Origin of the sequence: Leifsonia sp. 563 (genome assembly GCF_040545055.1) — a bacterium.
GTDB lineage: Bacteria > Actinomycetota > Actinomycetes > Actinomycetales > Microbacteriaceae > Leifsonia.
This window is the reverse complement of sequence record NZ_JBEPLE010000002.1, coordinates 666,323-678,950: the sequence shown is the minus strand read 5'-3', so window position 1 is coordinate 678,950 and position 12,628 is coordinate 666,323. Positions and strand designations below refer to the sequence as shown.

The 12,628-nt window shown below is 70.0% G+C and carries 13 protein-coding genes; 4 read left to right on the top strand and 9 right to left on the bottom strand.

The annotated features are described in order from the left end of the window. The first annotated feature begins 1 nt into the window (after position 1). The gene (locus tag ABIC47_RS10190) at positions 2-718 is read left to right on the top strand and encodes a hypothetical protein (protein WP_018190243.1); all 717 of its coding nucleotides are present in this window, start codon (positions 2-4) and stop codon (positions 716-718) included. Positions 719-728: 10 nt separating this feature from the next. Here ABIC47_RS10190 and ABIC47_RS10185 read toward each other — a convergent pair whose 3' ends face one another. The 5 genes from ABIC47_RS10185 to ABIC47_RS10165 form a co-directional block, all read right to left on the bottom strand. Beyond that, positions 729-1,769, bottom strand: a complete 1,041-nt coding sequence (locus ABIC47_RS10185; protein WP_020075303.1) for a cupin domain-containing protein — start codon at positions 1,767-1,769, stop codon at positions 729-731. A gap of 82 nt (positions 1,770-1,851) precedes the next feature. Then, positions 1,852-2,448, bottom strand: a complete 597-nt coding sequence (locus ABIC47_RS10180; RefSeq protein WP_020075304.1) for a YdeI/OmpD-associated family protein — start codon at positions 2,446-2,448, stop codon at positions 1,852-1,854. A gap of 91 nt (positions 2,449-2,539) precedes the next feature. After that, complete coding sequence (gene nhaA / locus ABIC47_RS10175; RefSeq protein ID WP_020075305.1) at positions 2,540-4,432, bottom strand: Na+/H+ antiporter NhaA; 1,893 nt, start codon at positions 4,430-4,432, stop codon at positions 2,540-2,542. Positions 4,433-4,463: 31 nt separating this feature from the next. Next, positions 4,464-5,378, bottom strand: a complete 915-nt coding sequence (locus ABIC47_RS10170; protein WP_354480005.1) for an SRPBCC family protein — start codon at positions 5,376-5,378, stop codon at positions 4,464-4,466. Further along, entirely contained in the window at positions 5,375-5,728 is a 354-nt protein-coding gene (locus tag ABIC47_RS10165) for an ArsR/SmtB family transcription factor (protein WP_354480002.1), read from the bottom strand. The genes ABIC47_RS10170 and ABIC47_RS10165 overlap by 4 nt, the downstream gene beginning before the upstream one ends. Positions 5,729-5,830: 102 nt before the next feature. On the opposite strand from ABIC47_RS10165, the gene ABIC47_RS10160 reads away from it, so the two are divergent. Together ABIC47_RS10160 and treS are read left to right on the top strand one after the other, a co-directional pair. Further along, on the top strand, positions 5,831-6,244 hold the full coding sequence (locus ABIC47_RS10160; protein ID WP_354479999.1) for a Rho termination factor N-terminal domain-containing protein: 414 nt from the start codon (positions 5,831-5,833) through the stop codon (positions 6,242-6,244). Positions 6,245-6,322: 78 nt separating this feature from the next. Next, entirely contained in the window at positions 6,323-8,605 is a 2,283-nt protein-coding gene (gene treS, locus ABIC47_RS10155) for a maltose alpha-D-glucosyltransferase (RefSeq protein ID WP_502910232.1), read from the top strand. A 118-nt stretch (positions 8,606-8,723) separates the two neighbouring features. Here the strand turns inward: treS and ABIC47_RS10150 are convergent, their stop codons facing one another. The 4 genes from ABIC47_RS10150 to ABIC47_RS10135 form a co-directional block, all read right to left on the bottom strand. Then, entirely contained in the window at positions 8,724-9,383 is a 660-nt protein-coding gene (locus tag ABIC47_RS10150; protein ID WP_354479996.1) for a hypothetical protein, read from the bottom strand. A gap of 134 nt (positions 9,384-9,517) precedes the next feature. Next, positions 9,518-10,564 carry an LLM class flavin-dependent oxidoreductase gene (locus tag ABIC47_RS10145; protein WP_354479993.1) on the bottom strand — a complete coding sequence of 349 codons (1,047 nt, stop codon included), beginning with the start codon at positions 10,562-10,564 and terminating at the stop codon, positions 9,518-9,520. Positions 10,565-10,615: 51 nt separating this feature from the next. Beyond that, positions 10,616-11,302: an NADPH-dependent F420 reductase gene (locus ABIC47_RS10140; protein WP_354479990.1), complete on the bottom strand. Its 687-nt coding sequence runs from the start codon at positions 11,300-11,302 to the stop codon at positions 10,616-10,618. Then, a complete protein-coding gene (locus tag ABIC47_RS10135) occupies positions 11,299-11,817 on the bottom strand; it encodes a MarR family winged helix-turn-helix transcriptional regulator (RefSeq protein ID WP_354479987.1) in 519 nt (172 codons plus the stop codon). The genes ABIC47_RS10140 and ABIC47_RS10135 overlap by 4 nt, the downstream gene beginning before the upstream one ends. 105 nt (positions 11,818-11,922) lie before the next feature. Between ABIC47_RS10135 and ABIC47_RS10130 the strand changes: the two genes are divergently transcribed. Further along, positions 11,923-12,216: a hypothetical protein gene (locus ABIC47_RS10130; protein WP_354479984.1), complete on the top strand. Its 294-nt coding sequence runs from the start codon at positions 11,923-11,925 to the stop codon at positions 12,214-12,216. The last annotated feature ends 412 nt before the right edge of the window (positions 12,217-12,628 follow it).

Genomic DNA, 12,628 nt, shown 5'->3' with positions numbered 1-12,628 from the left:
CATGCGCCGCCTCCGCCGAACGTCCCTCCGCGTCGCCTTCGCGCTGATCGCGGTGCTCGTGGTCGCCGGGTTCTCCGCCGCAGCGCCCGCGCCCTCCGCCCGAGCCGCACTGGCGCAGCCGGCGGAGAGCACCTGTGTCGAGACGTGCGTCGATGTGCCCGCGACGGCGCAGGCCGCCGCACAGAAGCTGCTCGAGGACTACAACCAGGGCACGCTCATCATCGAATGGGCCGAGCGCGCCATCATCCCGAACGAGTTGCAGCCGATCGCCAACGGCACCATCGGGCAGACGCCGCAGTGCAACATCGACAAGCGGACGCTGCAGACGCTGGTGATCATCATCCGCAACTACGGCTCGGTGCAGGTGAGCGACCTCAACCGGCACTGCGCCAACGACGGCGTCGCCACCTGCGCGAGCAACCCGACCTCCCGCCACTGCACGCCGCCGGGCGCCCCCAACGCGATGGACCTCACCTACATCGGCTCCGCCAGGACGCGCGGCAACGACGGGCCGACGAACATCCTGCTCCCGTTCCTCGACTCCTTCCTGCCGGCCGGATCGCGCGCCGGGCAGGCCTCGGGGGCCGACGGCTGCGGGGCGTATTGGATGCCGCCGCTGCGCAACATCTCGCGCTTCGCCGACTACTGCACGCACATCCACATCGACTTCGGATCGTCGACCGGTGAGCTCCGCGGCCTGACCCGCTCGGGCGGCTGACCGGCTGCCCCTACTTCACCGGGTCGACGGGGTTGGTGCGCCCGACGATCAGCGGATCGACCGGCGTGAACGGGAACTGCGGGAGCTGCGCCTCCGGCACCCCGAACGCCGACGACAGCACCTCCCGCGAGAACGCTGATGCGGTGGCGCGGTATCCGATGTCACCGGGCGTCGGCTGGTCGAAGAAGATCAGGAAGTGGATGCCCTCGTCGCCCAACGCCTCGATGTGGTGCGGGTAGGCGCGCGGGATGAAGTAGGCGTTCCCGGGCTCCAGCTCGTATGTGTCGAGCGAGCCGTCCGGGTCGAGCACCGTCATCCGCGCGTGCCCGCTCTGCACGTACCCGAGCTCGGCTGTGACGGGATGCCAGTGCGGCTCGCGCATCCCCGTGTTCGCGATCTCGAGCGAGTACATCGATAGGTCGTCGAGCGCCGCCCAGAACTGCTTGCGCGCGAGCCGCGCGCTGCCGTACGCGTACGAGAGCGGCGGATTCTGCCCCGCGGCATCGAACAGGTGGGCGTTCGGCAGGCCGGCGGTGTCCGGAATGCGGGCCGGGCCCTCCCGACGCACGATCTGCTGCGCGTCGTGCCGGTCGAAGGCGGCGAACGCCGACGACGGGAGATCGTAGGTGTTGCCGAGCACCGCATCCGTCATCGCATTGAAGCTGTTCTGCAGCGAGAAGTGCGCCGGACGCGAGGTGCGGAGGGAGGCGATGATCTCCGCGGTCTCCTCCCCCACGTTCTCGATGTGGTAGATCGCGCCGGACGCGACGTGGTACATCTGCCCCGCCGTCACGACGAATGACGCGAACTCGTCCGCGTTCGCCAGCATCGACACCAGCACCGTCCCGCGCACCACGTAGGCGATCTGGTTCGCGTTCACGTTCCACTGCGGCTCGCGGACCCCGCCCGGTTCGAGGACGATGCGCTTGAGCGACATGCGCTTCAGGATCGGGAAGTCGTCGGCGGTGAGCTGCGAGATGCTGCCGAAGTCGTTCTCATACGTGTCGGTGGCATCGGTGAGCGAAGCGACGTGCGGCGAAGTCGTGGGCATGCGGGTCTCCCTGTCGATGGTGTTGTGTCACCGTCACGCTAGGGGCGACCGGGCCGTCAGGACAACGCTTGTGTTGACAGGCCTACTGCGGGTAAGGCGTCTCGCCGCGCTCGAGCATCCCGATCAGCTTCGCCAGTCGGTTGCCGCGGGTGGTCGCGTTCGGTGCGGTGGTCACCCGCCAGAGCACGGCGTAGCGGTTCTGGGCGTTGAGCCGCTCGAACGTGGCCGTTGCCGCCGGTGAGGCCTCGAGCGCGGCCACCAGATCCTCGTGCATCTCGATCCGCCCGGCGCCCGCGTACGCGCGTTCCCAGCGACCGTCCGCCTTGGCCCGATCGATCTCCGCCTGCCCGGCCGGCCGCATCCGCCCCTCGGCGATCAGCGTCTCGACGATGCCGATGTTGCGCTCCGACCACAGCGAGGTCTTGCGCCGCGGGGTGTACCGCTGCACGAAGGTCGTGTCGTCGCGGGACCGGCGCTGCCCGTCGATCCAGCCGCTGCAGAGTGCCTCGATCAGGGCCTCCTGATAGCCGAGGGATGTCGGGTCGGTGACACCCTTCTTGGCGAGAACCAGCCACACACCGTCGGAGCTCTGCTCGTTCTCGTCGAGCCAGGCGCGCCACGCCGCCTGGTCGGCGACCACCAGGGGTTCGGGAGCTGTTCGCTGCGGGTCGTCGGCCATGCCCCGATCGTAGGGGCGACCGCCGACGCCGGGCGGCGGCGTGGCCGCTATGCCGGCCCGGGCAAGCGCGATCAGGGACGGGCAGGCGCGCTCAGGGCTGCGCGGTGGCCGCCGTGTCGGTGTCCTCGGTCGCCTGCAGCGCGCGGATCAGCGACTGGGCGTCGTACGGACCGACGTGACGGCGGCCGTTGATGAAGAACGTCGGGACGGCCGTGATGTCCATCGCCTCCGCATCCAGCATGTCGTCGCGGACGCGCGCGGCCACCTCGGGCGAGCTCAGGTCGGCCTCGAAGCGATCGAGGTCGAGGTCGAGCTCCTGGGCACGACGCAGGATGTCGGACGGCAGCTGGTGCTCCTGATCGGCGAAGAGGGCACGCTCGAACTCGAAGAACTTGCCCTGCCGCGACGCCGCCTCCGACGCCTCCGCCGCGGCGAGCGCGTTGGGGTGGTACCGCGTCAGCGGCGCGTGCCGCCACACGTACCGCAACCGGTCGCCGAGCTCCCGCTGCACCTCGAACACCGAACCCGTCGCTTTCAGGCAGAAGCCGCACTGGAAGTCGCCGTACTCGACGATCTCGTACGGCGCGTCCAGCGCACCGAAGATGTGGTCGCGTGCCGGGTCCACCGGGCGCACCAGGGTCAGGCCCGCCTCCTCCTTCGGCCGGCGCGCGTCGGAGATCCGGAAGACGATGGTCGCGACGACGAACGCCACGATCGTCGCCGCGAGCACGCCGACGCGGGCGGCGTTCTGCGCCGCCTCATCCGGGACGCCCAGATCGACGATGAACAGCGAGATCGTGAAGCCGATGCCGCACAGCGCCGCTCCGCCGGCCAGGCGGTCGAGGGTGAGGCCCGGCCCGAAGTCGCCGATCTTGAGCAGGCGCAGCACCGCGGCCGAGCCGAACACGCCGACGAACTTGCCGACGACGAGGCCCGCGAGCACACCCCAGGCGATCGGCGAGACGAGCGCACCGGCGAGGATGTCGCCGTCCAGCCGCACGCCGGCATTGGCGAGGGCGAACAGCGGCAGCACGACATACGCAACGTACGGACCCCACGCCGACTGCAGCCGCTCGTTGATGGAGATGGACTCGCGCAGGCTGTTCGCCGCCGCCCGCGCGTACTCCGTGTTCGGTGACTGCCTGAAGGTGCGGGCGAGATCGAGGGCGTGCTCCACATCCCGCCGGTTGGGCCGGTAGACGGGCACGAGCAGGGCGATCGCGACACCGGCCAGCGTCGGGTGCACGCCCGAGGCGAGGAACGCGAGCCAGACGATGATGGCGAGGGTCGCGTAGACCGGGCCGCGGCCGCCGCGCAGGTAGCGGGTGAAGTAGACGCCGACCAGGCCGACCGCGGCGATGATCAACGGATACGGGTTGAAGTTCTCCGTGTACACGAGCGCGATGATGCTCAAAGCGCCGATGTCATCCACCACGGCGAGCGCCAGGAGGAACACCCGGAGACGGCCCGATGCGCGCGGGCCGATGAGGGCCAGGGCACCGACCAGGAACGCGGTGTCGGTGGAGATGACGACTCCCCACGCGTGCTCCATGCCCGTCCCGAGGGTGAACAGCACGAAGATGACCGCGGGGACGGCGAGCCCGAAGACGGCGGCGACCACTGGCACGACGGCGCGCGCCCAGCTGGTCAGCTCCCCGATCGCGAACTCGCGCCTCACCTCCAGGCCGACGGTGAAGAAGAAGATCGCCATCAGGGCGTCGTTGACGAGCGCGTGGAGGGTGAAGTCGAGCTGCAGGTCGCCGACCCCGACGATCAGGTGCGTGTCCCAGAACTGCTCGTACCCCGTGAACGAGATGTTCGCCCACACGATCGCGATGAGCGTCGCCGCGACGAGCAGCAGCGCGCCGATCCGGCTCCGGCCCATCGAGCGGAAGCGCTCGGCGATGCTCGGCCGGCGGTCGCGCGACTGCCCGACCGACTCCGGGTCGGGAGAACGCTGGATGAGCGTGAGCGGGGTGGTCACGGAAAAACTCTAGCGACTCCCGCGCCCGCGGTCACTCGGCGGCGAGGACGGCCGCGAGCTCGCCGAGGGTGAAGCTCCAGCCCTGCCGGTACGACTCGGCGGGCGACGCATCCGTCCAGGGCCCGGTGTGGCGAACGACGAGCCGTGTGCCGGAGCCGTCGTCGGTCAGCCGCAACTCCACTGCTTCGTCGGCCGTGGGCCCGTCGTCGTCGCTCCACCTCCATTCGAACGCGAGGCGCTCCAACGGCTCGACCGCGAGATAGTGCCCCTCCACGACGATGCTCGCGCCTGGTGCGACGATCCGGTAGGCGCCTCCGACCCGCACGTCCGCGACGATCGACACGTCGTGCCAGTGCCGCCACCACCACGTGCGCAGTCCATCGGCCGAGGCGATGGCGCTCCAGACCCGGGACCGGTCCGCATCGATCGTGCGCGTCAGTTCGAGGGGATGCGAGGCGAGCGTCCGCCAGACATCTCGCCCGGCCGCGCGTCCGGCAGAACCGCTTGCGTCATCCTCTCGACCCGAAAGCACCCCGTCGAGTACGGAGAGCGTGTCATCCCATCCGCCGCCCGCCGTCACGATCTCGTCTCGCCCTGCGAGCCGATGGTGCAGGGTCAGTTCGGCGCGTCCGTCGGCGGTGTCCCTCCACTCGGCGGTCACGATGCTCGGCGGCTCCCCGTCGACGGTCCAGGACATCCGCAGGGCGTCCGTGCCGCACTGCAGCACCCGGCCTTGCGCTCGGGTGTCTTCATCGAGCTGCACGGTGAACTCCGACCCGACACCCGACGGTTCGCCCGCGACGACGCCGAACCAGCGGGACAGTCGTTCCGGCGACGTGCATGCGTCCCTCAGCTCCGCGGCGGTCGAGCGGTACTCGTGGCGGAGGATCAGCTCGGGATGGTCGTCGGTGCCGACGAGAGCGCGGATCGTGCGCGCATCCATCATCGTCCCCCGTCGGGCCGTGCGCTCCCGCGACCGCCGCTGCTCCCGCGGGCGAGCTCGGTCTCCAGGGCGTCGAGCCGTTGGGACCACAGCCGCCCGTACCGGTCCACCCAGGCCGCGAAGTCGTCCAGCGCGCCGGGGACGATGCGATAGATGCGCTGCGATCCCTGGCGCTCGGCCGAGACGATCTCCGCCTCCCGGAGCACGCGCAGCTGGTTCGAGACGGCCGGCTGGCCGATCCCGAACTCCGCCATGACGACGGCGCCGATCCGACCGGCGGGCGCTTCCTCTTCGGAGAGGAGTTCCACCATCCGGCGACGGACCGGGTCCGCCAGCACCGCAAATGAGTTCATGGATGCATGATATCACCCACTGCTGATACGGGAAGGGCATGCCTTGCCCCTTCGGCGGACACGTGGCAGCGTGCACGGTGAATGGGACGGAACGGAGCGCGCATGGCGAAGCAGAAGAAGCTCGAGAAGGCAGCGAAAAAGGCGTTCGAGCGGGCGGAGGCGGCCGTCGCCGACGCCAGGAGAGCGGCCGAGAAGCTCGACGAGAAGAAGGCGAAGAAGCGCGCTCGCGCCCTGGAGCAGGAGCTGGCGACGCTCGCCGGCGGCAGCAAGGCCGACCACACCGACAGCGCTGCGGACACGGCCGACCTCGACCTCACCCCGCCGCTCCCCTCCGTCCGCGACGAGACCGTGGAGGCGACGGTCGAGTTCGCCGGATCGGTCACCACATCCGTCACGCACGACCCGGAACTCGACCAGCTGACCGTGCAGGCCCTGCGCGATGCGGCACGCGCCCGCGGCCTCCTGAACGTCTCCCGGCTGACCAAAGGGCAGCTGATCGAGCGCCTCAGCGAATGACCTGGTGAATCCCACCGCGCCGTTCGGCAGACGCGGACCGGTTCGGGGGTTACGTTTGCAGTCACGGAAGGAGACCAGGTGGACGACGAGGCACTCGAGGTGACGGAGCAGGACGCGGTGACGGCACCCGACGAGGCAGCTGCGGAGGAGCAGGCGGCGCCGGAGGAGATCACGTACGACGAACAGCTCTACCCCGCCCGGCCCCGCCGACTGCGCCCGCGCGCCAACCTGCGCGGCGGCAGCATCCGCCGTACGTTCTCCGACCCCCGCGCGGCCAACGGCCAGAACCCGGCCTACGTCGAGTGGCTGGTGCGCCAATCCATGCTGAAGGATGCGGACGTGCTCAGCCGGCAGCTGTCCGGCTCGCCCAGCATGTGGCGCAACCCCTACGCCCGGCCGGACGCCCGCCGCGCCGTCTCCACCTCGGACGTCTGGTTCACCGCGTACCCGATCTCGCTGATCACGCGACCGGGCGAGTCGTTCCTCACGGCGCTCGCCGACCCGGAGCTGTGGCGGGCGTTCCAGCGGATCGGGATCAACGGCATCCACACCGGTCCGGTCAAGCGGGCCGGCGGCATTCGCGGCTGGCAGGAGACCCCGAGCGTCGACGGCCACTTCGACCGCATCGGCACCCAGATCGACCCCGCGTTCGGCGACGAGGAGACGTTCCGGCGGCTGACCGACGTCGCCGAGGAGCACGGCGGCAGCGTCATCGACGACATCGTGCCGGGCCACACCGGCAAGGGCGCCGACTTCCGCCTCGCCGAGATGGCATACAAGGACTACCCCGGGATCTACCACATGGTCGAGATCCCTCCGGACGAGTGGCACCTGCTGCCGGAGGTGCCCGAGGGCCGCGACTCCGTCAACCTCGACGAGTCCACGGAGGCGGCGCTCGCCGAGCGCGGCTACATCATCGGCGAGCTGCAACGCGTCATCTTCTACGCCCCCGGGGTGAAGGAGACGAACTGGAGCGCCACCGCGCCCGTCATCGGCGTCGACGGCATCACCCGACGCTGGGTGTACCTCCACTACTTCAAGGAGGGCCAGCCGTCGGTGAACTGGCTCGACCCGACGTTCTCGGGCATGCGCCTGGTCATCGGCGACGCCCTGCACTCGCTCGGCGACCTGGGTACGAGCGCCCTGCGACTGGATGCGAACGGCTTCCTCGGGGTCGAGAAGAGCGCGGAGGGGATGCCGGCCTGGTCGGAGGGGCACCCGCTGTCGCACGCCGCGAACCACATCATCGCCGGGATGGTGCGCAAGGTCGGCGGCTTCACCTTCCAGGAGCTCAACCTCACCGTGGAGGACATCCGCGACACCGGCGCTGTCGGCGCGGACCTCTCCTACGACTTCATCAACCGCCCGGCGTACCACCACGCCCTCGCGACCGGCGACACCGAGTTCCTGCGCCTCACGCTGCGCACCTCACTGGAGTTGGGCGTCGAGCCGGTGAGCCTGGTGCACGGGATGCAGAACCACGACGAGCTGACCTACGAGCTCGTCCATTGGGCGACGCTGCACCAGAACGACCTCTACACGTTCCGCGGCGAGGAGATCAGCGGCGGCGAGCTGGCCCAGCGCATCCGTGCCGACCTGGTCGAGGCGATCACGGAGCCGACGGCCGACTACAACCTCGTGTTCACGACCAACGGGATCGCCTGCACGTCCGCCTCCCTCATCGCCGCCACCCAGGGGCACGCGACCCTGGACTCGATCACCGAGGACGACATCCCGGCGATCCGAGACGCGCACCTGCTGCTCGCCGCGTTCAACGCGTGGCAGCCGGGCGTCTTCGCGCTGTCGGGATGGGACCTGCTGGGCGCACTGACCGTGCCCCGCGGCGAGGTGGCCGACCTGATCGCGGAGGGCGACACCCGCTGGGTCGAGCGGGGAGCGCACGACCTGCTGGGGTCCGCCCCCCACGCCGAGCGATCCGCGTACGGGATGCCGCGGGCACGCTCGCTGTACGGGCCGCTCCCCCAGCAGCTGCGCAACCGCGACTCGTTCGCGAACCGGCTTCGGGAGCTGCTGCGCATCCGCGACCGCTGGGGCATCGCGAGCGCGCGCCAGGTCGACGTTCCGGATGTCGCGCACCCGGGCATGCTCGTCATGGTGCACGAACTCGAGACGCTCGACGAGCAGGAGCTGCCCATCGTTCAGCTGACCGTGCTGAACATGACCGACTCAGCGGTCGACGGCACCGTCCGCTCGGAGTCACTGCCGCATCGGGCGACGGTGACGGATGCCGCCGACGGCAGCGAGGTCGGCACGGTGGATGACCTGGCCAGTTTCCCGGTGAGCGTCCCCGCCTACGGCGCGCGCTTCCTCATCCTGAGCCGCACCCCCCTCGACCAGTAGCGCCCATCCCCTCGCTCCATCCCCCACCGTCGAGTCCGCAAACTTTGCACGCTCTGACGGCGCGTCTCGTGCAAAGTTTGCGGACTCGACGGTGGGAGGGGGCGGGATGCGCGGGCGGCTAGAGGCGGACGGCCGCTTGGGCGGCGGCCTCGATGTCGGCGTCGCTCGCCGCACTGAGGTCGAGTTCGGTGAGCGCGGTCACGCGAGCCGCGACATCCGCGTGGGCCGCCCGCAGCCGCTCCACGAACTCGGCCGCGACATCCGCCTTGCCCGACCCGTGCCCGATCACGACGAACGAACGCTCCGGGGCGGTCGACCGGAGCGCCTCGGCGACGGCGTCGAAGAAGTGCTTGAGGTCGCGCTCGTCGTCGTGACCGGTGTGCCGCTCCACCGTGCGCAGGTGGTGGGCGCGACGGTCCTCGTCGGCGACCGTGTGCTCCGTGTCGCTGACGGTGCGCGCATCCAGGTCGAAGTCGAAGATGCGGGCGTGCTCGGCGTCGATCGCGACCGCGAGCAGGTCGCCGTGGCCCTTCGGCTCCGGGGTCGCCGCCAGCAGGTGACGTGCGCGCTCGATGTCCTCGATGGAGACGCGGCCGTCGTGCTGACGCCGGAAGACCTCGCGGTGCCCGTTGAGCTTCACGGCCAGACGATCGCCGGTCTCCTGCTCCACCTGGTCGGCGCGGTCCTGCCAGAAGCTGATGAACTCGGTCCACTCCAGGTCGCGCGGCGCCGGGGAGCCGGTGATGCGGGCGTAGGTCTTGTCGGCGTGCGTCGTCATGCGTCCTCCTGAGCTCGGTGTGTCGGTTGGGTGCAGGCTAGCAGCCGTCGAGTCCGCGAACTTTGCACGCGACGCGCCGTCGGAGTGTGCAAAATGTGCGGACTCGACGGTGGGCGGATCCGCGAGGGAGGCGGTCAGGCGAGGAGGGCGCGGACGCGCGGGACGACCTCGGTGCCGTAGAGGCGGATCGCCGCGAGGAGCGACTCGTTCGTCATCCCGGGGATGCCGTACTTGAGGTCGAAACGGTTGGCGCCGACCACGCGCATGTTGGCGGCGATCTTCGCGGCGACTGTCTCCGGCGAGCCTACGTAGAGGCTGCCGTCGGGGCCCAGCTCGCGCCGGAACGACGCCTCGGTCGGGATCGCGAAGCCACGCGTCGCGCTGACCTTCGTGATCATGTCGCGGTAGTGCGGCCAGAACTCCTCGCGCGCCTGCTCGTCGGTGGCCGCCACGTGGCCGGGCGAGTGCAGGCCGATCTGCTGCGGCTCGCGGCCGAACTGCTCCAGCGCCTTGTGGAAGAGCTCGCTGTACGGCGCGAACCGGGAGGCCGGTCCGCCGATCACGGCCAGCATGAGCGAGAAGCCGTAGTGGGCGGTGCGGATGACGGACTCCGGGCTGCCGCCGACGCCGATCCACGTCGGCAGCGGTGTCTCGAGGTGCGGCACCACATCCTGCTCGCGAAGTCCGCTGCGTGTGCTCCCCTCCCAGGTGACCGGTCCGCCCTCACGCAGGTGCGCGAACAGGTTCGTCTTCTCCTCGAACAGCTGCTCGTAGTCGGACAGATCGAAGCCGAACAGCGGGAACGAGTCGATGCTCGAACCGCGGCCGAGGATGATCTCGGCGCGGCCGTCCGACACCGCGTTGAGGGTGGAGTAGCGCTGGAACACCCGGACGGGGTCGTCCGAGCTCAGCACGGTGACGGCCGACCCGACGTGGATGCGCTCGGTGCGTGCGGCGATCGCGCTCAGCACGATGTCGGCCGCCGAGAGGGGCATGTCGTCGACGTGGTGCTCGCCGATGCCGAAGAAGTCGATCCCCGCCTGCTCGGCGGCGACGCCGTGGCCGACGAGGTCGCGGATGGTCCGGGCGTGCGAGATGGGCCGGCCGTCGGCGTCGCTCGTGACGTCACCGAAGGTGTTCAGGCCGAAGGTGAGCGGGAAGCTCTGGGGTGCGGTGTCCATTTGTGTGCTTTCGGGTGTGGATGCGAGGGAAAAGATGCGGTCGCCGCCGGGTCAGGCGGCGGCCCCGGCGGAGGCGAGCTCCGGCGCGTTCTCGCCCGCGACGGCGGCCCGGAAGCCGCCCGCGTCGAGGCGCGCGCCGAAGACCGGGCCGCCCGGCTCGAACGCGACTCCGTCGCGAAGACTCTCGACGAGCACGGTGTCGTAGCCGACGTCCTGGATGAGGGAGGCGACGAGTCCCGCGGCCTCCGGGTCGTCCGAGGCCACGCCGAGAGCGCGGCGGTCCGGGTCTCCGGCGAGGCGGCGGTCCTCCTCCATCTCGTGGTAGCCGATGTGGTTGAACGTCTTCACGACGGTGGAGTTCGGGAGCTCTCGCTGGACGATCTCGCTGCTGGTGAGGGACGCGTCCTCGAACAGCGGCTGTACGCCGTCGGTCGGTGCCCAGTAGTTCATGGAGTCGATGACCAGCTTGCCGTCGAGCATCCCGCGGTCGAGTCCGGCGAACCGGTGCAGCGGGATGGCGAGGATCACGACATCCGCCGCGGACACGGCCTCCGCGGCCCACGCCGGACGGGCGCCCGGCATGACGACCGAGGCGATGAGCTGGATGCGCTGCGGGTCGCCCGAGGCCGCCACCTCCACCTCGTAGCCGGCGTCGAGCAGTATGCGCGCGAGCGCCGAGCCGACATGTCCGACGCCGAGGATCGCGACGCGGGGTCGCACGGAAGCGGTGGTGGTCATCGGCGGTGTCCTTCTGTCGTGTCGGTGTCGGTGTTGGTGTCAGGGTCGGCCGCGGCGCGGTCGAGGTGGTTCTGGATGCTCTCGAGCGCGCCCGCGAGGGCGTCGAGCTGGTCGGGGCGGAGCGCGTCGGCGAAGAGCCGCTTCACGGCCCGCAGATGAGGCCCGGACGCGCGCCGGATGGCCTCATAGCCGTCCTCGGTGAGGACGACGAGCGCCCCGCGGTTGTCGCCGGGACACTCGGTACGGCGGATGAGGCCGCGCTTCTCCATGCGCCCCAGGTGGTGCGACACCCGGCTGCGCTCCCAGTCGATCGCGTCGGCCAGCTCGGACGACCGCAGCGTGCGGTCGGCCGCCTCCGTGAGCGCGAGCAGCACCGCGTAGTCGCCGGTCGAGAGCTCCACGCGCTGCAGCTCGGACGACAACAGCCGACGCAGCTCGCCGGTCGTGTCGAGCAGCGAGCGCCACACGGCGAGTTCACGGTCGGTGAGTCGCTCAGTGGCTGCGGTGGGGGTCATGCGGTCCTCGTTCTCGATCACGCCAGCCGGATAGCTGACGTGTCAATCAACCGCTGGCCGAGTGGATTTGTTCCCGCCATCGCGCGCGCCTTGTAGCGTTGCATCATGAGCGATCTGCCCGACGCCCTCCCCGCCGATTACGACCCCGCCCACGTCTTCCGCGTGGTCGCGATGCCGGTCTCCCAGGGCTGGGGTGTGTGGCTGCGCGCGGCGGACGACAGCATCATCCACAGCTTCGGCCTCGGCTTCCCGCCCGGCACCCCGTTCCAGCCGGACGTGCTCGATGTGCTCGGTCCGCTGCTCAACGTGAAGTATCGGCTGGCGTTCCACGGCCCCGAGTCGTGGGACGAGCTCGGCGACCACTGGTCCGCCGTCGTCTACGAGTACACCCCGCGCTGACGCTCCCCGAGATTCGTGCCGAATGTGCGGAATGCGGCGGGCAAAGCGCACATTCGGCACGAATGTGGGCGCCCTTACGGCGTTCGTCCCGACTCCGCGGCGTGAGATTTGCGCCAAATCGCGGTCCTGCGCGTCACGTCACCGTGAAGATTTGCGCCAAATCGTGGTTATGGGCGCCGCATTCCCGCGATTTGGCGCAAATCCTTGGGGCTGATCCGTCGTCTCCGAGTGCGCACCTCTCGCTGATTTCCGTGAGATTCGTGCCGAATGTGCTGAATGCGGCGCGCAAAGCGCACATTCGGCACGAATGTGCGCGCCCTTACGGCGTTCGTCCCGACTCCGCGGCGCGAGATTTGCGCCCAATCGCGATCCTGCGCGTCACGTCACCGTGAAGATTTGCGCCAAATCGCGG